Here is a 26,841-nt window from a genome sequence, read left to right as displayed (position 1 = left end):
GCAGGCCCTGCGGCAGGCCCACCCCGAGGGCTTCGGGGCTTCGCCCGGGCCTGCGGCCCCCCTCGGCCCGGGCCTGCCTCCGGACCAGCCTGCCACCCCTGTCAAGCGCCTCCCCCACACACCACGGGACGGCACTCCCTCGAGTCGTGGAGCCGGGGCGTCGGGGAGCGGGGTCGTCGGGAGCCGGGGCCTCGAAGGGGCGGGGCTTCGAGGGGTCGGGCGGATATCCGTCTGACTCGGGGCGGGCGAGCAGTGAGAATGGGCGGGTGCGCTACGGGATTCTCGGCACCACACAGGTACTCCGCAAAGACGGCACGGCCGTCGCCGTGGGTGGCGCACGCCTGCGCGCGCTCCTGTCGGCCCTCGCGCTCCGCGCCGGCCGTGCCGTCGCGGCGGCGACGCTGATCGACGAGGTGTGGGACGGCGACCCGCCCGCCGACGCCCTCGGCGCCCTCCAGGCCCTGGTCGGACGGTTGCGCCGGGCCCTGGGCCACGCGGCGGTCGAGTCCGCGGCCGGCGGCTACCGACTGGCGGCCGACCGCGAGGACGTGGACCTCTTCCGCTTCGAGCGCCTGGTCGGGGAGGCCGCCACGGCCGACGCCCCGGCCCGCGCCGCCGACCTGTACGACGAGGCCCTCGCGCTCTGGCGCGGCCCGGCCCTGGCGGACCTGCCCTCGGCGCAGGCGGCCCGCTGGGAGGCCCTGCGCCTCGACGCCCGGCGCGGCGCCTTCGCGGCGGCCCTCGCGCTGGGCCGGGCCGTGCAGTCGCTCCCCGACCTGGCCGCCCTGTGCGCCGACCACCCGCTGGACGAGCTCCTCCAGGCCCTGCGCATCCGTGCCCTGCGGGACGCGGGGCGGCCCGCCGAGGCGCTGGCCGCGTACGAGTCCGTACGCCTCGACCTCTCCGAACGCCTCGGCGCCGATCCGGGCCCCGCCCTGCGCGCCCTGCACGCCGAGCTCCTCAACCCGGCCCCGCCCGCCGCGGCTTCCCGCCCTGCTCCGGCCGGCTCCGGGTACGACGGACCTGCCCCGGCCGGCCACCTCCGCGAGGACGACGGGCACGACCGTGACCGCGCTGGTTCCGCCCCCGTCGAGGGCGGAACGGCCTCCTCCGGAATCGGCTGGGCCGCCGGCGGTCCGTCGCTGTGGGCGGGCGGAGGCGGGCCGGTCGGCCGTGGCGCCGACGGGCTCGCGCCCGCCGCCGCAGCCCCCGGCGGGTCCGCGGCGCGTCCCCGCACCGCGGGCGGTCCCAGTGCGTACGTCCAACCTCCCGGTGGGTTCGGTGCCCACGCGTTCGCGGCCGAGGGGCCCGCACGGGCCGGTGCGGAGACGTCGCTCCGGGCCCCGGCCGGGCCCGGAACGGAGGGCGGGCCGGGGCGGATCCGGGTGGTCGGGAACCTGCGGGCGCGGCTGACGACGTTCGTGGGGCGCGGCGACGACATCCGGGTCATCGGCGAGGACCTCGCCCGGGCCCGGCTGGTGACCCTGCTCGGTCCCGGCGGGGCCGGCAAGACCCGGCTGTCGCAGGAGGCCGCCGAGACCTCCGGCATCGGCGACCGCTGGCCCGACGGGGTCTGGCTCGCCGAACTGGCCCCCGTCGACGACCCCGACGACGTACCCGAGGCCGTGGTCTCCGCCCTCGGCGCCCGCGAGACCAAGCTCCGCGGCGCCGCCGCCGAGGAACTGCGCGCCATGACGGACCGGACGGGCGACGACCCGGTCCTGCGCCTCGTCGAGCACTGCGGCCGCCGCCGGATGCTGCTGCTCCTCGACAACTGCGAGCACGTCATCGGCGCGGCCGCCCGGCTCGCCGAGGAACTCCTCGCGCGCTGCCCCGGCCTGCAGATCCTCGCCACCAGTCGCGAGCCCCTCGGCGTCCCCGGCGAGTCGCTGCGCCCCGTCGAACCGCTGCCCGACCCCATGGCGCTGCGGCTGTTCGCCGACCGTGGTGCCGCCGCGCGCCCCGGGTTCGCGCTGGCCGAGGACCCCGACGCGGCCGCCGAGATCTGCCGCCGGCTCGACGGCCTGCCGCTCGCCATCGAGCTGGCCGCCGCCCGGCTGCGGCTGCTGACCCCCCGCCAGATCGCGGACCGGCTCGACGACCGGTTCCGGCTCCTCACCAGTGGTGCCCGGACCGTGCTGCCCCGCCAACAGACGCTGCGCGCGGTGGTGGACTGGTCCTGGGAACTGCTCGACGGGCCCGAGCGCGCGGTGCTGCGCCGGCTGTCGGTGTTCGCGGGCGGCTGTGACCTCGCCGCGGCCGAGGCCGTCTGCGCCGACCACGCGGCGGCCGCCCCGGCCGCCGCCGGGCAGCCGTCGCGGACCTCCGTCGACCCCCTCGACGTTCCGGACGTCCTCGGTTCCCTCGTCGACAAGTCCCTCGTCGTCGCCTCCGTCGGGGGCCCCGGCGAGATGCGCTACCGGCTGCTGGAGACCGTCGCCGAGTACGCCGCCGAGCGCTTCGGCGAGGTCGCCGGGGACCGCGCCGCCGCCGAGCGCCGCCACCTCGTCCACTACCGCGAACTCGCCCGTGCCACCGACCCGCTGCTCCGCGGCGCCGGCCAGCGCGCCGCGCTGGAGCGGCTGGGCACCGAGTACGAGAACCTGCGCACCGCCCTGCGCCGGGCCGCCGCCGCCCGGGACGAGCACGAGATGCTCGTCCTCATCCACGCCCTGCACTGGTACTGGCACATGCGCGACCTGCGCACCGAGGCACGCCACTGGGCCGAGGCCGCGATCGCCCTCGGCCCCGAGGTGTTCGCGGCGCCCGTCCATCCGGCGCCCCCCGTCCACGAGCGGGTCACGGACGTCGAGCCGCCCCTGACGGGCGAGTTGCTCACCGAGGCGCGGCGCGGGGTGCGGCTGATCCAGATGGCGACCCGCGACCAGACGTACGAGCACTGGCAGACCGTGACGGCCCGGGCACTCGTCGAGGCCGTGGTCACCGCCTACCACGCGGGCCTCCCGCAGGCCTGCCGCGGCCCGGGCGCCCTGTGGATCTACGGGGTGATGCTCTCCGGGGACCCCGTGCTGCTGCGCGAGGCGATCGACGAGACGGTCGCGACCTGCCGCCGCCTCGGCCTCCCCTGGGAGCTGGCCTCGGCCCTCCAACTGCGCGCCAACGTGCTGGCCAACCGCACCGACTGGGCCGGGAACGCCACCCGGGACGCCGACGAGAGCCTGGCGATCTACACCCGGCTCGGCGACGACTGGGGCGCGGCCGAGGCCCTGTCCGCCCGGGGCGAGGCCCGCGAGCGGTGCGGGGAGTTCGCCGAGGCCGCCGTGGACTTCCGGGCGGCGATCGACCACGCCCGCCGACTCGGGGCCGAGGAGCAGGTCACGCTGCTGCGGGTGCGGCTGGCCGGGGTGCTGTGCGAGAGCCCCGACGGGCCCGAGGGCGAGGAGGCCGAGAGGATCCTCCGCGAGATCGTCGCCAAGGGCAGGCTCGCCGGCAACGAGGCCATGCCGGCCGCCCGGATGTACTACGCGATATGGCTGGGCCGTACCGGCCGCCGGGCCGAGGCCCGGGTGGAACTCGACGCGCTGCGCGAGGAGTTCGCCTACGGCGCCTACGCCGTCTTCGAGGGCATGGTGCTGGGTCTGCTGGGCTGGCTCGACACGCTCGACGGCCGCTACGACTCCTGCCTGGCGCTGACCCACCGGGCCCTGGTCCTGTCCGCGGACCCACTGGCCCGGATGGTGATTCCGCAGATGGCGGCCGTGCACCTGATGACCGCCGCCGGGGCCCTCGCCCGCAAGGGGGGCCCCGAGAACGCGGGCCGGGCCGCCCGGCTGCTCGGCGCGTACGCGGCGCTCCTGCCGCCCGGGCACTTCGCGGCGGGCCTGGAGCGCGAGGGCCGGGACGCGGCCACGGCGGCCGCGCGGGAGGCGCTCGGCGACGCCGCGTACGAGGCGGCGTACGACGAAGGCGGCGGCCTCACCCTGGAGGAGGCCACCGCCCTCTTCTGATCCGGCCTTCGGGACGCGATCCGGATGCCGGACCAGGCCCTCCCCCGCCGGGGCCGGTCCGTCCCCCCGCCACGCCGTGGCAGGGGTCCGGCGCCGGATCAGGTCTTCTTGCGGAACTTCGCCACCGCGAGCGGCGCCGTGACGGCCGTGATGGCCACGGACCAGGCCAGGGTCATCCACACCGAGTGGGCCAGCGGGCCGTGCCCGTTGATGAGGACCCGGGCCGCGTCGGCCAGGTTGGACAGCGGGTTGTAGTCCGTGAAGGACTGCAGCCAGCCGGGCATCGTGGTCGGCGGGGCGAAGATGGAGCTGCCGAACTGGAGCGGCATCAGGACGAGCATCGCGACCCCCTGGACGGCCTGCGCCGTCTTCATGGTCAGACCCAGCAGGATGAAGATCCACATCAGCGAGGCGCCGAAGACCATCGACAGGCCGATGGCCGCGAACAGGTGCAGCACCGAGGTCTTGATGGTCAGGCCCAGCAGGAAGCCCATCCCGAGCAGGATGCCGGTGGCCACCAGCATGCGGCCGACCTCGACCACGATCTTCGCGATGAGCACCGAGGAGCGGGCGATCGGCATGGACCGGAAGCGGTCCATCACGCCCTTCTTGAAGTCGTCGTTGACGCCCGTGCCGACCGCCATCGCGATGTTCATGCCCATCATGGCCATCATGCCGGGCACGAGGTACTGGACGTAGTCGCCGTTGTTGCCCTTGCCCGCGATCGCGCCGCCGAAGACGTACACGAACAGCAGGATGAAGATGATCGGCATCAGCACGGCGTCGAACATCGACTCCGGGTCCGCCTTGATCGCCAGGGCGTTGCGGCGGGCCAGGGCGGCGATGTGCCGCAGGTTGCCCCGCAGGCCGATGCGCCCCTCGGAGGGGACCGGCGCCTTGGGGGCCGGGGAGCCGGGGGCCGCGTCGCGGGCCGGCGCGCTGTGCGCGGTGGTCGTCGTGCTCATGCCGCGACCTCCTGGTTCTTCTCGGTGGCGGGTACGGAGTCCTGGGGCAGGTCGGCGGCCGAGGACTTGTGGCCGGTGATGGCGAGGAACACCTCGTCCAGGCTCGGCAGGTACGTGCCGAGGTCCGCGATCGCGTACCCGCGGGCCGCCAGCAGCCCGACCACGGCGGTCAGCTGTTCGTCGCTGAGGATCGGCACCAGCAGGACGCCCTCGTCGGGCACGGCCTGCGAGCCGGCGACGCCGTCCAGGCCGGTCTCGGACAGCGCCCGGGCCATGGCCGGCAGGTCCGCCGGGTCGGCCGGGCGGATCTTCAGGGTGCGGCCGCCGACCCGGGCCTTCAGTTCGTCGATGCCGCCCTTGGCGATGACCTTGCCGCGGTCGATGACCGTCAGCTCGTTCGCGAGCTGCTCGGCCTCCTCCATGTACTGGGTGGTGAGCAGCACGGTGGCGCCCTCCGCGACCATCCGCTGCACCTCGTCCCACACCTCGTTGCGGGTGCGCGGGTCGAGGCCGGTGGTGGGCTCGTCCAGGTAGAGCACCGCCGGGCGGCCGATCATGGAGGCGGCCAGGTCGAGGCGCCGGCGCATGCCGCCGGAGTACGTGCCGGCCACCCGCTTGCCGGCGTCGGTGAGGGAGAACCGCTCCAGCATCTCGTCCGCCCGGGTGCGGGCGTCCTTGCGGGAGAGGTCGAGCAGGCGGCCGATCATGTAGAGGTTCTCCCAGCCGGAGAGCTTCTCGTCGACCGAGGCGTACTGGCCGGTCAGGCCGATCGTGCGGCGCAGCTGCCGGGGCTGGCGGACCACGTCGTAGCCGGCCACGACGGCGGTGCCGGCGTCCGGGACGAGCAGGGTGGACAGGCAGCGCACCAGGGTGGTCTTGCCGGCGCCGTTGGGGCCGAGCACGCCGAGCACGGTGCCCTCGCGCACGTCCAGGTCGACCCCGTCCAGGGCCTTGGTCTCGCCGAAGTGCTTGACCAGCCCCCGCACCTCCACGGCGTTGGCGCCGCTACCGGGATTCTTGTCGATTCGCGTCATGCCCCCTATGGGACCAGCCGCCACCGACAGCGCCCCGACAGCTTCCCGACACCGCTCCGACGGGCCCGGCGGGCGTCCTCGCGGGCCACCGACAGGTCACCGACATGACGCCGACAGGCCACCGGCGAGGGCCGACCCGACGCCCGGAAGACGCCGGCGGCCCGCCGACACGGGGTCGACGGGCCGCCGGTCCACGGTCGCGGATCAGTGGAAGGCGTGCTCCTCCTGCGGGAACGCGCCGCCGACCACGTCCTCGGCGAAGGCCTTCGCCGCGTCGCCCATGGTCTGGCGCAGGTTCGCGTACTGCTTGACGAAGCGCGGCAGCTTCCCGCCGGTCAGCCCCATCATGTCCGTCCAGACCAGCACCTGCGCGTCGCAGGCGCCGCCCGCGCCGATGCCCACGGTCGGGATGTGCAGCGAGCGGGTGACCTCGGCCGCCAGCTCGGCCGGGACCAGCTCCAGCACCACCGCGAAGGCGCCCGCGTCCTGGGCCGCCTTCGCGTCCCGGAGCAGCTGGTGCGCGGCCTCGTCGCTGCGGCCCTGCACGCGGTAGCCCATGGCGTTGACGGACTGCGGGGTCAGGCCCAGGTGGGACATGACCGGGATGCCGGACTGCACGATGAGCTCGGTCTGGGGCAGGGAGCGCTCGCCGCCCTCCAGCTTCACCGCGTGCACGCCGGCCTCCTTCACGAGGCGGGTCGCGCTGCGCAGCGCCTGCACGGCGCCTTCCTGGTAGGAACCGAACGGCAGGTCGCCGACGACGAGGGCGCGCTTGGTGCCCCGGACGACGGCCGCGGACAGCAGGGTCATCTCGTCCATCGTCACCGGCACGGTCGTGTCGTAGCCGAGGTGACAGTTGCCCATGGAGTCGCCGACCAGGATGACGGGGATGCCGGACTCGTCGAAGACGGAGGCGGTCATCGCGTCGTAGGCGGTGAGCATGGGCCACTTCTCGCCGCGCTCCTTGGCGGCGGTGAGGTCGCGGACGGTGATGCGCCGGTTGCCCTTGCCTCCGTACAGGGAGGTCTCGCGGGCAGGCGAAACGGCGTGCGTCATTGCAACTGCTCCTTGTGTCATCTCGAGGCACCCTCACGGTGTCCCCGGACTCACCCCCCATGGTGGCATCCGTGCGGCCGAAGCCGGAAGTGGGCGCGAGCGCGGCCCAGATCACGCCGGCGTCCGGCCGTCCGTCCGGACGGTGGGAATATGCGCGTTTCGTTACAAGCGGAACGCTCTGCTCGTTCCGGGCCGTCCTTGTGGCCGTACGGCCGTCCCGGACGGCACGGAAGCAGCCGATCATCGCCTAGGGTCAAGAGGCGGTTCGGTGCGCGAGCAAGGCAGTGAGGACGTGGCATGGCACAGGCGTACAGGGGAAGCGGCGGCTCGGAGCCCGAGGGCACCGGATCCCGACTCCGGCGCCGCCTCCACGAACTGCGCCGCGACCCGGGCATCTGGCGCCGCGGCCTGGTCACCGCCGGCGTCGCCCTCCTCCTCACGCTGGTCATGGTCTTCCACGCGGAGCTGCCCAACTCCGTCGGCAACACCGGCAGCCTGATCGAGACGTTCCTGCCCTGGCTGGGCCTGCTCGTCCCCGTGCTGGTGGCGCTCGCGGTCTGGCGCACCTCCGCCACGGCGCTGCTGGCGACGGCCCTGGCCGCGGCGGTCTGGCTCAACTTCTTCGGCGGCCTGGTCACCGACAAGTCCGGCGGCGGCGGCAACCTCATGGTCGCCACCCACAACGTCGACGCCGACAACCCCGACCAGCACGGCACCGCCGAGAAGATCGCCGACTCCGGCGCCGACGTCCTCGCCCTCACCGAGCTCAAGGCCAGCGCGGTGCCCGTCTACGAGGGCGTGCTGGCGAAGACGTACAAGTACCACCAGGTCGAGGGCACGGTCGGGGTGTGGAGCAAGTACCCGCTCAGCGACCCCGCGCCGGTCGACATAAGGCTGGGCTGGACCCGGGCCATGCGCACCACCGTCGACACCGACCACGGCCCGGTCGCCGTGTACGTCGCCCACCTGCCCTCGGTACGGGTCAAGCTGAACGCCGGCTTCACCGCCAACCAGCGCGACAACAGCGCCGAGGCCCTCGGCCGCGCGCTGGCCGCCGAGCCCATCAAGAAGGTCATCCTGCTCGGCGACCTCAACGGCACCATGAACGACCGCGCCCTGTCGCCCGTCACCTCCCAGATGCGCTCCACGCAGGGTGCGGCGGGCGACGGCTTCGGCTTCAGCTGGCCGGCCGGGTTCCCCATGGCCCGGATCGACCAGATCATGGTGCGCGGCGTCAAGCCGGAGGCGTCCTGGACGCTGCCCGCCACGGGCAGCGACCACCTGCCGGTCGCGGCCCGGGTGACGGTGCCGCAGCGGTAGCCCGTACGGGTGCCCGCGGGGTCCGTGCGGGGGTGCCCGCACGGATGCGCGTCCCGGTGCCCGCCCGGGCCGCGCGTACGGGCCGCCCCGCCCCGCCCCCTGCCGGGGGCGCGGGCTACGCCCGCTCGCGCCAGCCGTTCGTGATCGGCAGGCGCCGGTCCTTGCCGAAGCCCTTCGCGGAGATCTTGGTGCCCGGCGGGTACTGGCGGCGCTTGTACTCCGCGGTGTCCACCATCCGCAGGGTGCGGGCCACCAGCTGCCGCTCGAAGCCCACCGCCACGATCTGCTCCAGCCCCTGGTCGCGGTCGACGTACCGCGCGAGCACGGCGTCGAGCACGTCGTAGTCCGGCAGCGAGTCGGTGTCGACCTGGTCGGGGCGCAGTTCGGCGCTCGGCGGCTTCGAGATGGAGTTCTCCGGGATCGGCGGCACCTGCCCGCGCTCCTCGGCGGCCTCGTTGCGCCACTTCGCGAGCCGGAAGACGTCCGACTTGTAGACGTCCTTGATGGGCCCGTAGGCGCCGACCGAATCGCCGTACAGCGTCGAATAGCCCACCGCCAGCTCGGACTTGTTGCCCGGCGCGAGGACGAGGTGGCCCTCCTGGTTGGACACGGCCATCAACATCGTGCCGCGCAGCCGGGACTGGAGGTTCTCCTCCGCCAGGCCCGTCAGGCCCAGCGAGCCCATGTAGGCGTCGAACATCGGGACGATCGGCACGGTACGGAGGTCCAGCCCGGTGCGGCGGGCCAGTTCCGCCGCGTCGCCCCTGGAGTGGTCCGACGAGTACTTCGACGGCATGGAGATGCCGTACACGTTCCGGGCGCCCACCGCGTCGCAGGCGATCGCCGCGACCAGTGCCGAGTCGATGCCGCCGGACAGGCCGACGAGGACCGAGCGGAAACCGTTCTTCCTGACGTACGCGCGCAGGCCCACGACCAGCGCCGTGTAGACCTCCTCGTCGTCGTCCAGGCGGTCCGCGTACCCGCCCGTGACCTCGGGCTCGTACGCGGGCACCGGCTCCTCGGAGAGCACGGCACGGTCGATGCGCAGCCCGTCGTCCACCACGCCCTCGACGGGCCGCGCCGCCGCGGCGGGCAGGTCGAGGTCCACCAGCACGCAGCCCTCGGTGAACTGCGGGGCGCGGGCCACGACCTCGCCGTCCCGGTCGACGACGATGGAGTCGCCGTCGAAGACCAGCTCGTCCTGGCCGCCGGTCATGGCGAGGTAGGCGAGGGTGCAGCCGGCCTCCTGGGCCCGCTTGCGGACCAGTTCGAGGCGGACGTCGTCCTTGTTGCGCTCGTACGGGGAGGCGTTGATCGAGACCAGCAGCCCGGCCCCGGCCGACCGGGTGGCCGGCACGCGCCCGCCGTCCTGCCAGAGGTCCTCGCAGATGGCGAGGGCCACGTCCACGCCGTGCACGCGGACCACGGGCAGCGTGTCGCCGGGCACGAAGTACCGGAACTCGTCGAACACGCCGTAGTTGGGCAGGTGGTGCTTGGCGAACCGCAGCACCACCCCGCCGCGGTGCAGCACGGCGGCGGCGTTGAGCGGGGCGCCGGCGGGCTGGCCGTATCGGGCCGCCTTCTCGGAGCGGTCGAGGTAGCCGACGACGACGGGCAGCTCGCCGAGCCCCTCCGCCGCCAGCCGCGCGGCGAGTCCGACGAGCGCGGTCCGGGAGGCGTCGACGAAGGACTCGCGCAGCGCGAGGTCCTCGACGGGATAGCCGGTCAGCACCATCTCGGGGAACGCCACCAGGTGGGCGCCCTGCTCGGCGGAGTGCCGGGTCCAGTGGACGATCGAGTCGGCGTTGGCGGCGATGTCGCCGACGTGCGAGTCGATCTGATTCAGCGCGAGGCGTAGTTGAGGCACGGCCGCAGTTTATCGTCTTTCTGACGCGATGTCCCGGGGTGTGGGGGACGCGACGGTCCACCCGCACCCCGGGGGCCGCTCGCGGGCCCTTTGCGGGCCCGTTCACGGTCTGCTCACGGCCCGCTCGTGGCCGCCTGATCATGACCGGCTCGCGGCCCGCTCATCGCTTGCTCACGGCCTTCGCGCGCCCTACTTCCGGTAGCCGAGGACCGTCATCATCCCCGCCTCGGAGTGGTAGACGTTGTGGCAGTGCAGCATCCACAGGCCGGGGTTGTCGGCGTCGAAGTCGACGGTCAGGGTCCGGCCCGGGAGCACCACCGCCGTGTCCTTGCGGGGGCCGGGTGCGCCGCCGGTCGTGCCCCCGAGCGCGAACGTGTGGCCGTGCAGGTGGAGCGGGTGCCACATGGCGGTGCCGTTGGTGAGGACCAGCCGGACCCGTTCGCCGGCCCGCACCGGCCGGCGCTGGTCCGTGCGGTACGGGGCCCCGTCGAACGCCCAGTCGTAGCGCGCCATGCCGCCGGTGAGGCGGATCCGGACCGTGCGGTCCGGAGCGCGGCCCGGGTCCGGCAGGGCGGCCGAGGGCGCGGCCCGCAGCGCGCCCGCGGTGAGCAGGCGCCGGCCGAGCTCGGCCGGGCGGACCGCGGCGGGGGGCGTCGCCCCGGCGCCCGTGCGCAGCACCGCGAGCGCGGCGCCGCCCTTCCCCTCGGCGACGGCGGTCAGGGGGAAGACCCCGGCGCGGGCGGTGACGAGGACGTCGTACCGCTCGCCCATGCCGACCAGCAGCGAGTCGGTGGTGGCGGGCTGGACCGGGAAGCCGTCGGTGTGGGTGACCGTCAGCTCGTGGCCGCCGAGGGCGAGGCGGAACGCGGTGTCGCCGCCCGCGTTGACGATGCGCAGCCGGATGCGGTCGCCGGGACGGGCCCGGAAGGTCTCGGGGTCGGCCGGGACCCGGCCGTTGACCAGGTAGTGCGGGTACGCCACGTCGCCCGCGTCGCCGCCGAGCGCGTCGCTGCGGGCGCCCATGAGGACGCGGGAGGGGGCGGTCGTGCCGTTCGTGGCGCCCGTGTCGCCCATGCCGCTCATGTCGTGTCCGGAGTGGCCGGAGTGGGCGGCGCCGGACATCCCCTTGCGGAGCTCGGCGAGGACGGCGTCGGGGGTGGAGCCCGCCACTCCGTCCAGCCAGTCGTCCAGTACGACGACCCACTCCCCGTCGTACCGGAGCGGCTCCTTCGGGTCCTCCACGACCAGGGGCGCGTACAGCCCGCGGTCCTGCTGGACGCCGGAGTGCGGGTGGAACCAGTACGTCCCGGGGTGCGGGACCTTGAAGCGGTACGTGAACTCGGCCCCCGGCCGCACGTCCGCCTGGGTCAGCCCCGGGACCCCGTCCATGTCGTTGCGCAGGGCGAGGCCGTGCCAGTGGAGGGAGGTGGGCTGGGTGAGGTGGTTGGCGAGGGTGAGCGCGAGGGTGTCCCCGGCGGTCACGCGGACCTCGCGGCCGGGCAGCCGGTCGCCGTACGCCCAGGAGCGGACCGTGGTGCCGGCGCCGAGGTCGAGCGGCGTGGGGGTGGCCGTGAGCCGGACCTCGCGGACGCGGCCGCCGCCCGGTCGGGCGGCCTCGGCGGCGGCGACCTCGGGGCCGTCGGGGCGTACGTAGCCGGCCGGGGCGGCGGGGGCTCCGGTGCCGGTGCCGTGGCCCGTCGTGTCGTGGTCCATCGCGCCGTGGTCCATGCCGGCCATGCCGCCGGAGCCCGCGTCGGAGCAGGCGGCCAGCAGGCCGCCCGCGGCGACGGCGAGGCTGCCGCCGAGCACGGCACGGCGGGTGCGGGGGCGGGCGCCGGGGTGCCGGTCGGTGCCGGGGCTCTGGTCGACGCCGGTGGAGTCGGTGCTGTGCGTGCTGTCGGTGCTGTGGGTGGTGTCGGTGGTACGGCTGTGGAGAGAGCGCATGGGTGTGCACCTCGTGTGGTCATGCGCAGCCGCTGCGCCGGGCGCAGGGCGTGCGGAGGTAAGGGAAGGACGCCGTCTGGAACCGGGTCCGCCCTATACGCGCATCACCATCAGCCGCAGCCGGTCGGGCGGGGACCGTCCCGTCGCCGTGCGGCCCGGCGCACCGTGGGCGCGGGGGCGGGCCGCCGCGCGTACGCCGCCGAGGGCCCGACCGAGCCACAGCGCGGTGAGGGCCGTCAGCACGGCCAGGCAGACCGCCATGGGATCCATGCCGCCGCTCCCGACCCCGTCGGCCCGCGGGTGGCCGCCGCCGCCCGCCGGATCGGTCGCGGCACGGGCGTGCACCGAGGCCGCCCCGCGAAGGGGGTGGGCCGTGACGGTCCGGGGGAGGGTGTGGGTCGTGACGGTCCGGGGGGCGGCGTGGGTCGTGCTGGTGCGGGGGAGTGCGTGCGTCACGGCCGCCGGGGAGGGGGTGTGCGCCAGCGCGGCCGAGGAGGGCGCGTGGGCCGGGTCGATCGCGGTCGCGGAGTGGCCGGCGGCACTCGGATGGCCGAGCGTGTGCATCGTCGTGAGCCCCAGCAGGACGCCCGCGAGCAGCAGCAGGCGGGTGAGGGTGCGGGGCGGCATGACGCGCAGCTTACCCCCCATGGGTATCCAGTGCGCCCGGAAGGGCCGGGCTGCGACCGCCCCCCCTAGGATTGGCCCCACTATGTCCTCGTTCGGCACGCGGCCGGTCGCCGCCCTCCTCGGCCTCGGCGCCGCCGCCTACACCGCGTGGGTGCTGGAGGTCGTCCTCGCCACGGGCCTGGACCCGATACGGACGTACGTCAGCGAACTCGCCGCCGAGGACCAGCCGCTGGGCGGCCTGTTCCGCGCCACCGACTTCACCGCGGGCCTGCTCGTCTTCGCCGGCGCGCTGCTCGCGCTCGTCCGCTGGGCGCAGGGGCTCCGGGAGTCGGACGCGCCCCGGGCGCCGCAGGAGGCCGGAGCGCGGGGGAAGGCCGGGGCGCCGGGGAAGGCCGGGGCGACGGAGGAGGGCGGGCGCCGCCCGTGGGTGCTGGCCGGGTGGGTGGGCCTCCTCCTCTTCGGTGCCGCCACCGCGGCCGACGCCTGGCTGCCGCTCAGCTGCGCCCCCACCGTCGACCCCGTGTGCGCGGCGCGGGAGACCGCGGGCCTGGTGCCCGCCACCCACCGGGCACACGCCATCAGCAGCACCCTGGCCATGACCGGGGCGCTCACCGGCGTCGTCGCGCTGACCGTGGCCGCGCGCCGGTACGGCCGGTGGGCGCCGCTGGCCCGCACCGGCCCGTTCCTCGTGGCCCTCGAACTCGCCGCCACCGCCTGGACCCTGGCCGCCGTCGGCGCCTTCACGGCGGGCCGCGGCACCTGGTCGCTCGGCGCCGGCCAGCGCCTGCAGGTGCTGCTCGTCGCCGTCTGGCTCGGCGTCCTGGCGTACTCCGTCTTCAAGGAGCGCCGCACATGAGGGTCCGTACCCGCATCGCGGTGGCCGGCGTACCCGTCCACGTCCGGGTCGACGGCACCGGCCCGGTGGCCGTGCTCAGCGCCGGTCTCGCCCTCGGCTGGTACGACTGGGACCCGGTCGTCCCCCTGCTCGCCCCGCACCGCACGGTGGTCCGCTTCGACCGGCCCGGGCACGGCCTCAGCGGCCCGGCCGTCACCCCGCCCACGGCCGCCGGCGAGGCCGACCGCATCGCCGCGCTGCTCGACGCGCTCGGCGGGTACGGCCTGCCGCCGGGCCCGGTCACCGTGGTCGGTCACTCGATCGCCGGGTTCCACGCCGAGGCCTTCGCCCGCCGCCACCCGGACCGCACCGCGGCCCTGGTCCTGGTCGACGGCAGCGTCGAGGAGCGTCCGCCCGCCGCGCTGCCGGCCCTGCGCACCGCCGCGGCCCGGGCCCTCGGGGCCGCCGTCACCGCCGTCGGCCTGCCCGCCGCCCTCGGCCCCCTGATCCGCCGGACGGCGGTCCGCCCGGTCGACGCGGGCGGCGGGTCCCCCGGATCCGAGAGGGGCGCGTCGCCCGTATCCGGGAGGGGCGGGCCGCCCCTCCTCCGGCCGGACGGGTACGACCCGTCCGGCCCAGCGGGCCCGGGTGGGCCGGACGCCCCCGACTCCGCCCACGGTGGGGCCACCGCGTACGGCACCGACGAGGCTCTCGTCCGTGCGGTCCACCGCACCGGCCGGGTCTGGCGCGGGGCCCTCCTCGAGAACGCCCGCTACCCCGCCATGGCCGCCGAGATCCTCCGGATGCGCACCGAGCGGCCGCTCCCGCCCGGCCTCCCGGTCACGGTCCTCGCCGCGTACGACGGCTCCGCCCGCGGACCGGCCCTGCGCTGGCTCGCCCGGCAGGCCGCCCTCGCCGACTCCCTCGGCGCCCGCTTCGAGGTCGCCGAGCCCGCCGGCCACCTGATCATGAAAGACCGCCCGCACCAGGTGGCGCGGGCGGTCCTCACGGCATACGACGCCCCTTAGGGACGCCTGTATTTTGGATCAGGCCCTAGCCGCGCGGGGCCGCCCCGCGCTGCTTGAGCATGTCGGCCATCAGCGTCAGCTCGGACTGCTGCGCCTCGACCATGCCCTGGGCCAGGTTCCGCTCCACTTCGGTCGAGCAGAGCTCGGCGCAGCCCCGGGCCATCGCGACGCCGCCCTTGTGGTGGTCGGTCATCAGCTGCAGGAAGAGGACCTCGGCCTGCTTGCCCGAGGCCTTGCGCAGCTGGTCCAGCTCGGCGTTGGTGGCCATGCCGGGCATGAGCCGGCCGTCGTCCTTCGCGGCGGCGCCGGCCGTGCCGGCCGTACCCTTCGTCCCGTCCATGCCCGCCATGCCGGGCATGGAGCTCATGTCGTGGCCGGAGTGGCCGGACTGCCCGGCCGAGCCGCCGTCGTGGCCCGCGTGCCCGGTGTGCCCCGCGTCGCCGTGACCGGCGGACCCGGACGCCATCCACGCCATCGGCGCCGCGCCCGGGTACACCTTCGGCAGCCCCCACAGGTCCAGCCAGCCCAGCAGCATGCCCCGCTGGTTGGCCTGGGTGTTGGCGATGTCGTAGGCGAGCCGGCGCACCGCGTCGTCCTGCGTGCGGTCGCGCACGATGAAGGACATCTCGACCGCCTGCTGGTGGTGCACGGCCATGTCCCGGGCGAAGCCCGCGTCCGCCGAGGTCACCGCGGGGACGTGGGCGGCGTGCGCGTCGTCGGACGAGCCGTCCGTGGCGGCGGCCACGGCCGCCACCCCGCCGAAGAGCAGGCCTCCGAGGCCCACCACGAGGGCGGGCCACAGTGCGCGCCTCACTGGCCCGCCAGTCCGTTCGTGCACGGCGCACCCGGCTCGGGGGTCTGCGGACCGGTCACGTACTTGGTGAGGAACGCGTCCACGCGCGCGTCACCCGCGCCGTCCACGGTGACCTGCTTGCCCCAGGCGCTCAGCATGATCGCGCCGGCCTGGTCCTGGTCCGGGCTCATGAACGTGTACGGGGTCTTCTTGACCTTCGCGGCCAGCTTCTCGACGTCGGCCTTCGGCGCCTTGTCGTTGTACGTGATCCAGACCGCGCCGTGCTCGAGGGAGTGGACGGCGTTCACGTCCGGCACCGCCTTGGTGTAGACGTCGCCGTTGCAGTTCATCCAGACGGGGTTGTGGTCGCCGCCGACCGGGGGCTTCATCGGGTACGTCACCGGGGTGGTGACGTGGTTGCGGCCGAGCTTCTTCGCGTCCCAGCTCTTCTCGGCCGTGATCGGCGCCTTGCGCATCTTCTCCGCGGCCGCCTTGACCGCTGCCTTCTCCTCGGCCTTGTCGTTCACGTAGTACGCGGCGAAGCCGCCGAGGCCGGCGAGGACCAGCACGGTGACGGAGATCGCCACGATCTTGTTGCGGCGGTCGCGGGCCTGCTCGGCGCGCCGCATCTCGGCTATGCGGGCCTGGCGGGAGTTGTCCGCGTTCTGGGGGGCCTTGGTCGCCATGGTGGGTCCGGTGTCCTTCTCGAAGGGGGGTGGATGTGACGGGCGTGACGAACAGGTCCGCTCTCAGGTCCGCAGCACTTGAAGGACGTGGAGGTCGGGGGCCCGCGCGGGCGGGCCGGCCGGCATTGGCCGTCCGGCGGGGCGCGCCCCGGCGCCCGCGGGCGGGAGCACGGCGGGCACGGTGGCCGCCGCCGGGGGGCCGGTGAGCACGCCGGGGGTGGCGTGCGCGAAGGGGGAGCAGCCGGGCAGGTCGTACGGGCACAGGAACGCGGCCCGCATCGCGGCGCCGCTGTGCGGGCCGGCGGCCGCGGCGAGGCGGTGCGCGGCGTCCGCCCCCGGCCCGCCCGCGGCCACCGGATGCCCCGAGGCCCCCGTCCGGCCGGTCGACCCGCAGAGGAAGAGGGCCGCGGCCAGGGACACGAGGGCGCACAACAGAGCGACGGAACGTGTGTTCCGTGCGCGTGTCGTGTGGTCCGGGTCCCCCATGGCCGCCGATGGTAATGCCGGGGGCGGCCTCCCCGTCAGTGCGGGGTGCCGCACCCGGGTGCCGCACCTCTCCCCGTACCCGTAATGTGGCGGAAACCACGACTGGGGATACTGGGTCGGCCCGCGCGCGCCGGGCTGGTGGTGCACAGGCCCTCTGAACTGCGAGGATGAAGGCATGGACAAGCAGCAGGAATTCGTCCTCCGGACGCTGGAGGAGCGCGACATCCGGTTCGTGCGCCTGTGGTTCACCGACGTGCTCGGCTTCCTCAAGTCGGTCGCCGTCGCCCCCGCCGAGCTGGAGCAGGCCTTCGACGAGGGCATCGGCTTCGACGGCTCCGCGATCGAGGGATTCGCGCGCGTCTACGAGTCCGACATGATCGCCAAGCCGGACCCGGGGACCTTCCAGATACTGCCGTGGCGCGCGGAGGCCCCGGGGACCGCCCGGATGTTCTGCGACATCCTCATGCCGGACGGCTCGCCCTCCTTCGCCGACCCGCGCTACGTCCTCAAGCGGATCCTGGCCAAGACCTCCGACCTGGGCTTCACCTTCTACACCCACCCGGAGATCGAGTTCTTCCTGCTGAAGGACAAGCCCCTCGACGGCTCCCGGCCGGTGCCCGCGGACAACTCCGGCTACTTCGACCACACCCCGCAGAACGTGGGCATGGACTTCCGCCGCCAGGCGATCACCATGCTCGAGTCGATGGGCATCTCGGTCGAGTTCAGCCACCACGAGGGCGCGCCCGGCCAGCAGGAGATCGACCTGCGCTACGCCGACGCCCTCTCCACGGCCGACAACATCATGACCTTCCGCCTGGTCATGAAGCAGGTCGCCCTCGAACAGGGCGTCCAGGCGACCTTCATGCCCAAGCCGTTCTCGGAGTACCCGGGGTCGGGCATGCACACCCACCTCTCCCTCTTCGAGGGCGACCGCAACGCGTTCTACGAGTCGGGCTCCGAGTACCAGCTCTCGAAGGTCGGCCGCTCCTTCATCGCGGGCCTCCTCCGGCACGCGGGCGAGACCTCGGCCGTCACGAACCAGTGGGTCAACTCGTACAAGCGCATCTGGGGCGGCTCCTCGCGCACCGCGGGCTCGGGCGGCGAGGCCCCCTCGTACATCTGCTGGGGGCACAACAACCGCTCGGCGCTGATCCGGGTCCCGATGTACAAGCCCGGCAAGATGGGCTCCTCCCGCATCGAGGTCCGCTCGATCGACTCGGGCGCCAACCCGTACCTGACCTACGCCGTCCTCCTCGCGGCCGGCCTCAAGGGCATCGAGGAGGGCTACGAGCTCCCCGCCGGCGCCGACGACGACGTCTGGGCCCTCTCCGACGCCGAGCGCCGCGCCATGGGCATCGAGCCCCTCCCGCAGAACCTCGGCGAGGCCATCTCCCTGATGGAGCGCAGCGAACTCGTCGCCGAAACCCTCGGCGAGCACGTCTTCGACTTCTTCCTGCGCAACAAGAAGCAGGAGTGGGAGGAGTACCGCTCGGAGGTCACCGCCTTCGAGCTGCGGAAGAACCTGCCGGTCCTGTAACCGCAGGTCAGAGGCGGCACCCCAGTCACACGGCACCCCGGGCCGGCGGCACACAGCCGCCGGCCCGGGCTCGTTGTGGGCTCGTTGCCGTCAGGGGAACGGGCTCTGGGCCGGAGCCGGCCGCCCGCCGCCGGTGACGGGTCGGCGGCCGGCAGCGTGTGCTCACGCCCCGTAGAAGTGTTCCTCGACCACCGCGCGGGCGCGGCGGGTGGTGCGGCGGTAGTCGTCGAGCATCTCGCCGACGCGGCCCGTGGAGTAGCCGAGGTAGCGGGCGACGGCGGCGAGCTCGCGGGGTTCGGAGGGGAAGGTGTCGCCCGCGCGGCCGCGGACCAGCATGACGGCGTTGCGGACGCGGGTGGCCAGGACCCAGGCCTCGTCGAGGATCTGCGCCTCCTCGGTGGGGATCAGGTCCGCCGCGTGGGCCGCGGCCAGGGCCTCGCGGGTGCGCGTGGTGCGCAGGCCCGGCTCCGCCCAGCCGTGCCGCATCTGCAGCAGCTGCACGGTCCACTCCACGTCGCTCAGACCGCCGCGGCCGAGCTTGGTGTGCAGGGTCGGGTCGGCGCCGCGGGGGAGGCGCTCGGACTCCATGCGGGCCTTCAGGCGGCGGATCTCGCGGACGTCGTCCTCGTGCAGGCCCTCCACCGGGTAGCGCAGCGGGTCGACGAGCTCGACGAAGCGGGCCCCGAGGTCAGGGTCGCCCGCCATCGGCTCGGCGCGCAGCAGGGCCTGGCTCTCCCAGACGAGGGACCAGCGGCGGTAGTACGCCGCGTACGAGGCCAGGGTGCGCACCAGCGGTCCGCTGCGCCCCTCCGGCCGCAGGTCCGCGTCGATGAGGAGCGGCGGGTCGGCGGTGGGGAGCTGGAGCAGCCGGCGCATCTCGGCGATGACGGTCTGGGCGGCCTTGGCCGCCTCCTGCTCGTCCACGCCCTCGCGCGGCTCGTGGACGAACAGGACGTCCGCGTCGGAGCCGTAGGCCAGCTCGCGGCCGCCGAAGCGGCCCATGCCGATGACGGCGAAGCGGGTGGGCAGCTCCTCGCCCCACTGGGCGCGCACCGCGGCCCGCAGCGCCCCGGCGACGGTGACGGCGGTGATGTCGGTCAGGGCGGCGCCCACCCGGTCCACCAGCAGCCCGGGGTCCTCCTCGACCGGGTTCTCCTCGGTGCCGTACGAGTCCACGATGTCGGCCGCGGCGGTACGGAAGAGCTCCCGGCGCCGCACGCCGCGCACGGCGGTGACGCCGGACTCGGCGTCGTCGGCACGCCCCACCGCCGCCAGCACCTCCTGCTCCAGCCCCTCCCGCCCGCGCGGCCTGAGCCCCTCCGCGTCGCCGAGCAGTGCCACCGCCTCGGGGGCCCGCAGCAGCAGGTCGGGGGCGAGCCGGCCGGCGGACAGGACGCGCGCCAGGTTCTCGGCGGCGGCCCCCTCGTCCCGCAGCAGCCGCAGGTACCAGGGCGTCTTGCCGAGCGCGTCGGAGACCTTCCGGAAGCCCAGCAGGCCCGCGTCCGGGTCGGCCGAGTCGGCGAACCAGCCCAGCAGCACCGGCAGCAGCGTCCGTTGGATGGCGGCCTTGCGGGTGACCCCCGAGGCCAGCGCCTCCAGGTGGCGCAGGGCCGAGGCGGGGTCGGCGTACCCGAGGGCCACCAGCCGCTCGGTCGCGGCGGTCGCGCTCAGCCGGGTCTCGCCGGGTGCGAGCTGCGCGACGGCGTCCAGCAGCGGCCGGTAGAACAGCTTCTCGTGCAGCCGCCGCACCACCGAGGCGTGCCGCCGCCAGGCCTTGTTCAGTTCGGCCACCGGCTCGGTGCGCAGCCCCAGCGAGCGCCCCAGCCGCCGCAGGTCGGCCTCGTCCTCCGGCACCAGGTGCGTGCGCCGCAGCCGGTACAGCTGGATGCGGTGCTCCATGGCGCGCAGGAAGCGGTACGCGTCGTTCAGCTGGGCCGCGTCGGCCCGGCCCACGTACCCGCCGGCGGCCAGCGCCTGGAGCGCGTCGAGGGTGGTGGGGGAGCGCAGGGAGGCGTCGCCGCGGCCGTGCACGAGCTGGAGCAGCTGGACGGCGAACTCCACGTCCCGCAGCCCGCCCGGACCCAGCTTCAGCTCCCGCTCGACCTCGGAGGCCGGGATGTTGTCGACGACGCGGCGGCGCATCTGCTGGACGTCGGCGACGAAGTTCTCCCGCTCGGCCGCCTGCCACACCAGGGGACTTATGGCCGAGACGTACGCGTCGCCCAGCTCCGCGTCGCCGGCCACCGGCCGCGCCTTGAGCAGTGCCTGGAACTCCCAGGTCTTCGCCCACCGCTGGTAGTACGCCATGTGCGAGGACAGGGTGCGCACCAGCGGCCCGTTGCGCCCCTCCGGCCGCAGGTTCGCGTCCACCGGCCAGATCGTGCCCTCGACGGTGGTCTCCGAGCAGATGCGCATCAGGTGGGAGGCCAGCCGCGTCGCCGCCTGCAGGGCCTTGGCCTCGTCCGCGACCGCGGCGCCCGGCACCTCCGCCGGGTGCGGGGCCGCCTCGGCGACGAAGATGACGTCCACGTCCGAGACGTAGTTGAGCTCGTGGCCGCCGCACTTGCCCATCGCGATGACCGCGAGCCGGCACAGCGCCGCGTCCCCGGGCGCCGCCGCCGTCGCGATCCGCAGCGCCGCGCGCAGCGTGGCCGTCGCCAGGTCGGCCAGTTCGGCGGCGGTCTGGGCGACGTCCGTGGTCCCGCACACGTCCCGGGCCGCGATGGACAGCAGGCAGCGCCGGTACGCCACCCGCAGCGCGACCGGGTCGTGGGCCTCGGCCAGGCCGGCCTCGAACTCCGCCAGGCCCGGGTGCAGATCGGCCGCCTCGTACGTGACCAGCGCCTGCCAGTCGTGCGGGTGCCGGGCCAGGTGGTCGCCGAGCGCCTCGGAGGCGCCGAGCACGCCGAGCAGCCGGTCCCGCAGCGGTTTGGCCGCCAGCAGGGTCGAGAGCAGGGCGGTCCGGCCGTCCGGATCCTGGGCCTCCGCGAGGCGCGTCAGACCGCGTAGGGCAAGATCTGGGTCGGCAACCGCGCCCAGTGCGTCGAGGAGCACCGGATCGGTGCGAACCGAAGCCAGCTCCGGTGCGTCCAACAGACGCTCCGCGGCCGAGGGGTCGGTGAATCCGTGCCGGAGCAGCCTGCTGAAGGTACTGCTCCTGCGTCCGGGGACCGTCATCCCGCCGCCTCCGCTTCCCTGGCGTCCGCTCCGGCCTGCCCTGCCGGAATCCGGGTTCCGAGCCTAGCCGGACGCGGGCCGGGCCGGGCCGATCGCGGGTCGAGCCGGGCCGGCAGCGGGTCGGGTCCGGGCCGATCGGGGGGCGGGTCCGGCCCGCGGGTCGGGCGCCCCGGCGTCCGTACGGCGGCCGGACAACCCCACAACCGAACAAAGGCCTTGAACCCCACCGAACCCGACGAATCGAACCCCCCGATGAACCGACCGCCCCCGATCTCCCTCTGACTGACTGCCAGCACCCAGCACCCAGCACCCAGCACCCAGCTCCCAGCACCCAGCCCCCGGCACTCAGCAGTACCCCCGACCCACCCCCGCCCGCCGTCCCGACCCCAAGGCGTACCCCATGGCCCCTGCCCGCCGCATTCGCTCCGCGGCCCTCGTCACCGTGCTCCTCGCGGGCGCGGTCGGTGCCGCGGCCGTGGTGACCGGAGGCGAGGTCACCGCGCTGGACTCGCCGGAGCCCGCCGCCGCCCCCACCCGCACCGTCGGGGGCACCGTGCTCCAGGTCGTCGCGCACCCGGACGACGACCTCTTCTTCATGAACCCGGACCTCAGCCGCTCCCTCACCACCGGCTCCGGCCTGACCACCGCCTACCTCACCTCCGGCGAGTCCGACGGGGTCAACGCCGCCCGCGGCCCCCACCTCAAGGACCCCCGCCCGGCCCCCGACCGGGCCCGCTACGCCGAGGCCCGCCAGAACGGCATCCGCTCCGCGTACGCGCAGATGGCCACCGGCGACCGGGCCAGCTCCTGGCGGCGGGCCGCCGTCCCCACCGCCGGTGGCGGCACCGCAGAGGTCGACACCCTCGTGGCCCGGCCCGAGGTCAGCCTGGTCTGGCTCCAGCTGCGGGAGGCGCGGACCATATCCGCCGACCGGCCCGACAGCCTGCGCGGGCTGTGGAACGGCCGGATCGGCGGCCTGGAGTCGCAGCTGGCCTCCGGGACTCCGGTCACCAGCCCGTTCGTGTACACGAAGGACCAGCTCATACGCACCATCGCCGGCGTGCTGGAGCGGTTCAAGCCCATGACGATACGGATGCAGGACCCCACCCCGGGCCGGTTCGCCCGCAGCGGCAAGGTCACCGACCACCAGGACCACGTGTACGGCGCCCGCTTCGCGCAGGCCGCGATATCCCGGTACGCGCAGTTCAAGGACCGCCCGCACTTCTCCGTTCAGAACTACCTGGGCTACCTCAACAGCTCCCTGCCCCACGTGCTGGACCCGGCCACCGCCAACGCCAAGGTCCGCTTCCTCAAGACGTACGCCTGGCTCGACCGCGACCCCTTCTGCGGCAGCCCGGCCGGCTGCGGCGACCGCAAGGTGGCCGCCCGCCCCACCGGCTACAACTGGGCGCAGTCCCTGCGCTACACCCGCGGCGAGAGCACGTCCTGGCTGGCGCAGGGGCCCGGCGGCGGGCTCTACGCCTTCGCCGTCCTCGACGGGCGCATGGCCCTGTGGCACCGCACCGGCCCGCAGGGCCGCTGGACCGGCCCCGACCTGTTCCACGCCCTCCCCGGTGGTGACCTCGACCCGGGCGCCTGGGCCGTCCGGCTCCCCGACGGCCGGATCGGCGTCTTCGGCACCCGGACGACCCTCGGCGAGCGGGCCGAGGACTACCGCCGCGACGTGGTGTACGCCGAGCAGCGGACCGCGGGCGGCCCCTTCGGCTACTGGCAGTCCCTCGGCACTCCGGAGGCCTCCGACGCGGCGGGCACCTCCGCCATCAGCGGCCCGGCGCCGGTCGTGCTCGACGGCAGCGGCCGGCTCGCGGTGTACGTGCGCGACGCCCGGCGCACGCTGCGCGTGCGCGAGCAGGGGCCCGACGGCCACTGGGGCCCGTGGCAGCGGCTGGGCGGGGCCGACCTGCAGAACGACCCGCAGACGGCCGAGGACTCCGCCGGCCGCCGGTACGTCTTCGGCACCACCGCGCGCACCGTGCTGGCCTGGCTCCAGCTCGTCCCGGGCGGCCCGCTGACCGGCCCGTACCGGACGGGCCTGCCGGCCACCACCGTGCCGCTGACGGCGGTGCCGGAGGGCAAGGGCGTACGGATCCTCTTCCGCAAGCCGGACTCGGGGGCGGTGCGCGGCGTGCGGGTGGACGCGACCGGCACCGGGCCGCGGATCTCGCCGGTCGGCGACCTCGGGGCCGGCTCGGGCTACGGCGCGGTGGGCACGGCCGGCACCTTCCTCACCGGACGCGCGGCGGCCGGCACCGTCGCGGTCGCGCCGCGCGCGGTCCCGCCGGCCTGGACCGAGTCGGAGGTGCTCTTCGCGGGTGCGCCGGCGGGCACGGTGGAGGCCTCGGGCGCGTCCACGATGGCGGTGCTCGGGCTGGACGCGCAGCTGCACTGGACGACGTACCCGAAGGGCACCGGCCCCGGTACCGGTCCCGCGGCGCACCCCGGCTCCCGCGCCGGCGCCGGTACGGGCGCCGGCACCACCCGCGGCAAGGGTCCGGGTACGGGCGCCGACCTGCGGCGGCGGCCGCAGCCGTGGCGGCTCGCGGTCAGCGAGCCGGAGGACGCCAAGGAGCCGCGCCGGATGCCGGGCGCCGCCTCCGGCGGGCGACCGCCGCAGTAGGCGGCCCCACTGCCCGGGGCGCATGCCGACGCACGCCGGTGGAAGCCGGGGACGCCCGTCCGGGCGTTCCCGGCGTGCGCCGGGGAGGGGGCGCCACGAGGCTGGCCCCATGGGAATCGATGACTTCGGCGGCGGCCAAGGGCCCGAGTCCACCATCCTCGTCGTCACCACCAACGACGTGCCGGGATACCGCGTGCAGCGGGTGATCGGGGAGGTCTTCGGCCTGACCGTCCGCTCGCGCCACGTCGGCAGCCAGATCGGCGCGGGCCTGAAGTCCATGATCGGTGGCGAGCTCAAGGGCCTCACCAAGACCCTCGTGGAGACCCGCAACCAGGCCATGGACCGGCTCGCCGAGCACGCCCGGGTGCGCGGCGCGAACGCCGTCCTGGCGATGCGGTTCGACGTCACCGAGGCGGCCGACGTCGGCACGGAGGTGTGCGCGTACGGCACGGCCGTCGTGATCGGTCCGGAGTAGTCGACGGTCGACGGCCCCGGGCACGACGGCCCGGGCACGGAGAAGGGCCCCCGCATACCCGTACGGGGGCCCTTCGTGGTGCGTGGCCGGCGTACGACCGGCTGCTCCCGGCGACCCGGCTCCCGGCGACTCAGCGGCGTATGCGGTTCAGCAGCGCGTTCGACAGCGGCGGCGGGGACGCGTCCAGCGGCTGCCGCGGCAGCCGGTGGGGCAGCGATCCGTACCAGGCCAGCGAGACGCCGAAGCCGAAGGCGAGGCACAGCATGCCGCCGACGGCGTCCAGCCAGAAGTGGTTGGCGGTGGCCACGATGACCACCAGGGTGGCGACCGGGTAGAGCAGTCCCAGCACCCGCGCCCACGGCACCGAGGCCAGCGCGAAGATGGTCAGCCCGCACCACAGCGACCAGCCGATGTGCATGGAGGGCATGGCGGCGTACTGGTTCGACACGTGCTTGAAGTTGCCGGAGGCCATCGAGCCCCAGGTGTGGTGCACGAGCACCGTGTCGACGAAGTTCTCGCCGCTCATGAGGCGCGGCGGGGCCAGGGGGTACAGGTAGTAGCCGACCAGGGCGACGCCGGTGGTCGCGAAGAGCACCAGGCGCGTGGCGGCGTACCGGCCGGGATGGCTGCGGTAGAGCCACACCAGCACGCCGATGGTCACGAAGAAGTGCAGCGTGGCGTAGTAGTAGTTCATGCCGACGATCAGCCAGGTGACGGAGTCCACCGCGTGGTTGATCGTCTTCTCGACGGCGATGCCGAGGGTGTGCTCCAGCTGCCACAGCCAGTCGGCGTTGCGCAGCGCGGCGGCCTTCTGCTCCGGGACCGCGTTGCGGATCAGCGAGTACGTCCAGTAGCTGATCGCGATCAGCACGACCTCGAACCAGAGGCGGGGACGTCGCGGGGCGCGCAGCCGCTCGACCAGGGTGCGACTGGGCCCCGGAGGGGGCTCGCTCACGGTGGGTGACGAGACGTCCGTCCGGGTTTCCAGTGTCTTCACGCTCGCTTCACCCATAGGGAAAGAGTCTGCCAGATGGGTCTATCCGTCCGATCATCCCTCGGGACGGTCTTGGCCGCACCCGATCAGCCCGGAGGACTACCCCGACCCCTGGGGGGCGGGGTGCATGTCCCTTACGCCCGGGTACGGGCCCGGATCACGCCCGCCCCGGTCCGGACGCGGTCGAGCCGCGGACGACGAGTTCGGGCATGAAGACGAACTCGGTGTGCGGGGCGGGGGTGCCCCCGATCTCCTCCAGCAGCGTGCGCACGGCGGCCTGGCCCATCGCCTGCACGGGCTGCCGGATGGTGGTCAGCGGCGGATCGGTGAACGCTATGAGGGGGGAGTCGTCGAAGCCGACCACCGAGATGTCCTGCGGGACCCGCAGCCCCTGCTGGCGGGCGGCCCGGATCGCGCCGAGGGCCATCATGTCGCTGGCGCACACCACGGCCGTGCAGCCGCGGGAGATGAGGGCGCCGGCCGCGGCCTGGCCGCCCTCGAGGGAGTAGAGGGAGTGCTGGATCAGCTCCTCCGCCTCCTCGGAGGTGAGCCCCAGCCGCTCCTTCATGCCCGCGACGAAGCCCTCGATCTTGCGCAGTACGGGCACGAACCGCTTCGGGCCGACCGCGAGCCCGATGCGGGTGTGGCCCAGCGCGGTGAGGTGCGTGACGGCCAGCTGCATCGCGGCCCGGTCGTCGGGGGAGACGAACGGCGCCTGCACCTTCGCGGAGAAGCCGTTGATCAGGACGTAGGGGACGCCCTGGGCGCGGAGCTGGTCGTAGCGACCGGTGTCCGCGGTGGTGTCCGCGTGCAGGCCGGACACGAAGATGATGCCGGAGACGCCGCGCTCGACGAGCATCTCGGTGAGCTCGTCCTCGGTGGAGCCGCCGGGGGTCTGGGTGGCCAGCACCGGGGTGTACCCCTGGCGCGTGAGGGCCTGGCCGATGACCTGGGCGAGGGCGGGGAAGATCGGGTTGTCCAGCTCGGGGGTTATCAGGCCGACGAGTCCGGCGCTGCGCTGGCGCAAACGCACCGGCCGCTCGTACCCCAGGACGTCGAGCGCGGCAAGCACGGACTCGCGGGTGGCCGCGGCCACACCGGGCTTGCCGTTGAGCACGCGGCTGACTGTGGCTTCGCTGACCCCCGCCTGGGCTGCGATGTCGGCAAGCCTCGCGGTCATGGGAGTGGACTGTACCGGTCGCATGTCAGATTTCCCACCGAATCGGGGGCACTGCGGGGGCGGCCGACGGGGGTGCGGGCCGTGCTGGCGACTTGCAGGAAGCCCTTGCAGACTTTGCGTCGGACGTAAAGGTCATAACGGGACAACATCCGCATGAGCTCCGGGGTTACGGGGCTGCGCGGCCGAAAGCGACAGCAAGGCGCAGCAACCTTCCGGACACGTGGGTGTAAC

At 74.6% G+C, this 26,841-nt stretch carries 19 protein-coding genes; 7 read left to right on the top strand and 12 right to left on the bottom strand.

Going from position 1 to position 26,841, the window contains the following annotated elements:
* Positions 1-266 precede the first annotated feature (266 nt).
* Entirely contained in the window at positions 267-3,968 is a 3,702-nt protein-coding gene (locus ACIQCH_RS21285) for an AfsR/SARP family transcriptional regulator (RefSeq protein WP_402583006.1), read from the top strand.
* Positions 3,969-4,066: 98 nt separating this feature from the next.
* Here ACIQCH_RS21285 and ACIQCH_RS21280 read toward each other — a convergent pair whose 3' ends face one another.
* The 3 genes from ACIQCH_RS21280 to panB all read right to left on the bottom strand — a co-directional run bounded on the left by ACIQCH_RS21280 (position 4,067) and on the right by panB (position 7,023).
* The gene (locus ACIQCH_RS21280; RefSeq protein ID WP_402583004.1) at positions 4,067-4,933 is read right to left on the bottom strand and encodes an ABC transporter permease; all 867 of its coding nucleotides are present in this window, start codon (positions 4,931-4,933) and stop codon (positions 4,067-4,069) included.
* Entirely contained in the window at positions 4,930-5,967 is a 1,038-nt protein-coding gene (locus ACIQCH_RS21275) for an ATP-binding cassette domain-containing protein (RefSeq protein WP_402583003.1), read from the bottom strand. Before ACIQCH_RS21275 ends, ACIQCH_RS21280 begins: the two co-directional genes overlap by 4 nt.
* Positions 5,968-6,171: 204 nt before the next feature.
* Positions 6,172-7,023 (bottom strand): 3-methyl-2-oxobutanoate hydroxymethyltransferase, encoded by an 852-nt coding sequence (panB, locus tag ACIQCH_RS21270; protein WP_402583001.1) that lies wholly within the window; start codon positions 7,021-7,023, stop codon positions 6,172-6,174.
* A gap of 297 nt (positions 7,024-7,320) precedes the next feature.
* On the opposite strand from panB, the gene ACIQCH_RS21265 reads away from it, so the two are divergent.
* Entirely contained in the window at positions 7,321-8,343 is a 1,023-nt protein-coding gene (locus tag ACIQCH_RS21265; protein WP_402582999.1) for an endonuclease/exonuclease/phosphatase family protein, read from the top strand.
* A gap of 115 nt (positions 8,344-8,458) precedes the next feature.
* On the opposite strand, the gene ACIQCH_RS21260 is transcribed toward ACIQCH_RS21265, so the two are convergent.
* The 3 genes from ACIQCH_RS21260 to ACIQCH_RS21250 form a co-directional block, all read right to left on the bottom strand.
* Positions 8,459-10,210, bottom strand: a complete 1,752-nt coding sequence (locus ACIQCH_RS21260; RefSeq protein WP_402582997.1) for an NAD+ synthase — start codon at positions 10,208-10,210, stop codon at positions 8,459-8,461.
* 189 nt (positions 10,211-10,399) lie between these two features.
* Positions 10,400-12,154, bottom strand: coding sequence for a multicopper oxidase family protein (locus ACIQCH_RS21255; RefSeq protein ID WP_402582995.1), 1,755 nt, complete (start codon positions 12,152-12,154; stop codon positions 10,400-10,402).
* Between the two features lie 93 nt (positions 12,155-12,247).
* Positions 12,248-12,781 carry a hypothetical protein gene (locus ACIQCH_RS21250; protein ID WP_402582993.1) on the bottom strand — a complete coding sequence of 178 codons (534 nt, stop codon included), beginning with the start codon at positions 12,779-12,781 and terminating at the stop codon, positions 12,248-12,250.
* A gap of 82 nt (positions 12,782-12,863) precedes the next feature.
* On the opposite strand from ACIQCH_RS21250, the gene ACIQCH_RS21245 reads away from it, so the two are divergent.
* Together ACIQCH_RS21245 and ACIQCH_RS21240 are read left to right on the top strand one after the other, a co-directional pair.
* Positions 12,864-13,637, top strand: a complete 774-nt coding sequence (locus tag ACIQCH_RS21245) for a DUF998 domain-containing protein (RefSeq protein ID WP_402582991.1) — start codon at positions 12,864-12,866, stop codon at positions 13,635-13,637.
* A complete protein-coding gene (locus ACIQCH_RS21240) occupies positions 13,634-14,644 on the top strand; it encodes an alpha/beta fold hydrolase (RefSeq protein WP_402582989.1) in 1,011 nt (336 codons plus the stop codon). Before ACIQCH_RS21245 ends, ACIQCH_RS21240 begins: the two co-directional genes overlap by 4 nt.
* Positions 14,645-14,669: 25 nt before the next feature.
* Here ACIQCH_RS21240 and ACIQCH_RS21235 read toward each other — a convergent pair whose 3' ends face one another.
* The 3 genes from ACIQCH_RS21235 to ACIQCH_RS21225 all read right to left on the bottom strand — a co-directional run bounded on the left by ACIQCH_RS21235 (position 14,670) and on the right by ACIQCH_RS21225 (position 16,555).
* Positions 14,670-15,458, bottom strand: coding sequence for a DUF305 domain-containing protein (locus tag ACIQCH_RS21235; RefSeq protein ID WP_402582987.1), 789 nt, complete (start codon positions 15,456-15,458; stop codon positions 14,670-14,672).
* Positions 15,455-16,123: a DUF3105 domain-containing protein gene (locus tag ACIQCH_RS21230; protein WP_402582985.1), complete on the bottom strand. Its 669-nt coding sequence runs from the start codon at positions 16,121-16,123 to the stop codon at positions 15,455-15,457. Before ACIQCH_RS21230 ends, ACIQCH_RS21235 begins: the two co-directional genes overlap by 4 nt.
* 63 nt (positions 16,124-16,186) lie before the next feature.
* Positions 16,187-16,555, bottom strand: a complete 369-nt coding sequence (locus tag ACIQCH_RS21225; protein WP_402582983.1) for a hypothetical protein — start codon at positions 16,553-16,555, stop codon at positions 16,187-16,189.
* 229 nt (positions 16,556-16,784) lie between these two features.
* On the opposite strand from ACIQCH_RS21225, the gene ACIQCH_RS21220 reads away from it, so the two are divergent.
* The gene (locus ACIQCH_RS21220; RefSeq protein WP_402582981.1) at positions 16,785-18,146 is read left to right on the top strand and encodes a glutamine synthetase family protein; all 1,362 of its coding nucleotides are present in this window, start codon (positions 16,785-16,787) and stop codon (positions 18,144-18,146) included.
* Between the two features lie 162 nt (positions 18,147-18,308).
* Here ACIQCH_RS21220 and ACIQCH_RS21215 read toward each other — a convergent pair whose 3' ends face one another.
* The gene (locus tag ACIQCH_RS21215) at positions 18,309-21,323 is read right to left on the bottom strand and encodes a bifunctional [glutamine synthetase] adenylyltransferase/[glutamine synthetase]-adenylyl-L-tyrosine phosphorylase (RefSeq protein ID WP_402582979.1); all 3,015 of its coding nucleotides are present in this window, start codon (positions 21,321-21,323) and stop codon (positions 18,309-18,311) included.
* A 400-nt stretch (positions 21,324-21,723) separates the two neighbouring features.
* Between ACIQCH_RS21215 and ACIQCH_RS21210 the strand changes: the two genes are divergently transcribed.
* Positions 21,724-23,961 (top strand): PIG-L family deacetylase, encoded by a 2,238-nt coding sequence (locus ACIQCH_RS21210; protein WP_402582977.1) that lies wholly within the window; start codon positions 21,724-21,726, stop codon positions 23,959-23,961.
* Between the two features lie 109 nt (positions 23,962-24,070).
* Positions 24,071-24,436, top strand: coding sequence for a YbjQ family protein (locus ACIQCH_RS21205; RefSeq protein WP_402582975.1), 366 nt, complete (start codon positions 24,071-24,073; stop codon positions 24,434-24,436).
* 130 nt (positions 24,437-24,566) lie between these two features.
* Here the strand turns inward: ACIQCH_RS21205 and ACIQCH_RS21200 are convergent, their stop codons facing one another.
* Positions 24,567-25,448 carry a phosphatase PAP2 family protein gene (locus tag ACIQCH_RS21200; RefSeq protein WP_402582973.1) on the bottom strand — a complete coding sequence of 294 codons (882 nt, stop codon included), beginning with the start codon at positions 25,446-25,448 and terminating at the stop codon, positions 24,567-24,569.
* Between the two features lie 139 nt (positions 25,449-25,587).
* A complete protein-coding gene (locus ACIQCH_RS21195) occupies positions 25,588-26,610 on the bottom strand; it encodes a LacI family DNA-binding transcriptional regulator (protein ID WP_402582971.1) in 1,023 nt (340 codons plus the stop codon).
* Between the last annotated feature and the right edge of the window lie 231 nt (positions 26,611-26,841).

The organism is Streptomyces sp. NPDC093225, from assembly GCF_044753805.1.
In the GTDB taxonomy this organism is placed as follows: Bacteria; Actinomycetota; Actinomycetes; order Streptomycetales; family Streptomycetaceae; genus Streptomyces.
This window is presented reverse-complemented; position numbering and strand designations above follow the sequence as displayed.

What these genes read in the sequence shown, in the direction of transcription:
- ACIQCH_RS21250 (WP_402582993.1), bottom strand. Translation starts at nt 12,781, where the DNA reads ATGCCGCCCCGCACCCTCACCCGCCTGCTGCTGCTCGCGGGCGTCCTG.
- ACIQCH_RS21205 (WP_402582975.1), top strand. Translation starts at nt 24,071, where the DNA reads ATGGGAATCGATGACTTCGGCGGCGGCCAAGGGCCCGAGTCCACCATC.
- ACIQCH_RS21240 (WP_402582989.1), top strand. Translation starts at nt 13,634, where the DNA reads ATGAGGGTCCGTACCCGCATCGCGGTGGCCGGCGTACCCGTCCACGTC.
- ACIQCH_RS21220 (WP_402582981.1), top strand. Translation starts at nt 16,785, where the DNA reads ATGGACAAGCAGCAGGAATTCGTCCTCCGGACGCTGGAGGAGCGCGAC.
- ACIQCH_RS21265 (WP_402582999.1), top strand. Translation starts at nt 7,321, where the DNA reads ATGGCACAGGCGTACAGGGGAAGCGGCGGCTCGGAGCCCGAGGGCACC.
- ACIQCH_RS21195 (WP_402582971.1), bottom strand. Translation starts at nt 26,610, where the DNA reads ATGACCGCGAGGCTTGCCGACATCGCAGCCCAGGCGGGGGTCAGCGAA.
- ACIQCH_RS21275 (WP_402583003.1), bottom strand. Translation starts at nt 5,967, where the DNA reads ATGACGCGAATCGACAAGAATCCCGGTAGCGGCGCCAACGCCGTGGAG.
- ACIQCH_RS21230 (WP_402582985.1), bottom strand. Translation starts at nt 16,123, where the DNA reads ATGGCGACCAAGGCCCCCCAGAACGCGGACAACTCCCGCCAGGCCCGC.
- ACIQCH_RS21245 (WP_402582991.1), top strand. Translation starts at nt 12,864, where the DNA reads ATGTCCTCGTTCGGCACGCGGCCGGTCGCCGCCCTCCTCGGCCTCGGC.
- ACIQCH_RS21215 (WP_402582979.1), bottom strand. Translation starts at nt 21,323, where the DNA reads ATGACGGTCCCCGGACGCAGGAGCAGTACCTTCAGCAGGCTGCTCCGG.
- ACIQCH_RS21200 (WP_402582973.1), bottom strand. Translation starts at nt 25,448, where the DNA reads ATGGGTGAAGCGAGCGTGAAGACACTGGAAACCCGGACGGACGTCTCG.
- ACIQCH_RS21280 (WP_402583004.1), bottom strand. Translation starts at nt 4,933, where the DNA reads ATGAGCACGACGACCACCGCGCACAGCGCGCCGGCCCGCGACGCGGCC.
- ACIQCH_RS21255 (WP_402582995.1), bottom strand. Translation starts at nt 12,154, where the DNA reads ATGCGCTCTCTCCACAGCCGTACCACCGACACCACCCACAGCACCGAC.
- ACIQCH_RS21210 (WP_402582977.1), top strand. Translation starts at nt 21,724, where the DNA reads ATGGCCCCTGCCCGCCGCATTCGCTCCGCGGCCCTCGTCACCGTGCTC.
- panB (WP_402583001.1), bottom strand. Translation starts at nt 7,023, where the DNA reads ATGACGCACGCCGTTTCGCCTGCCCGCGAGACCTCCCTGTACGGAGGC.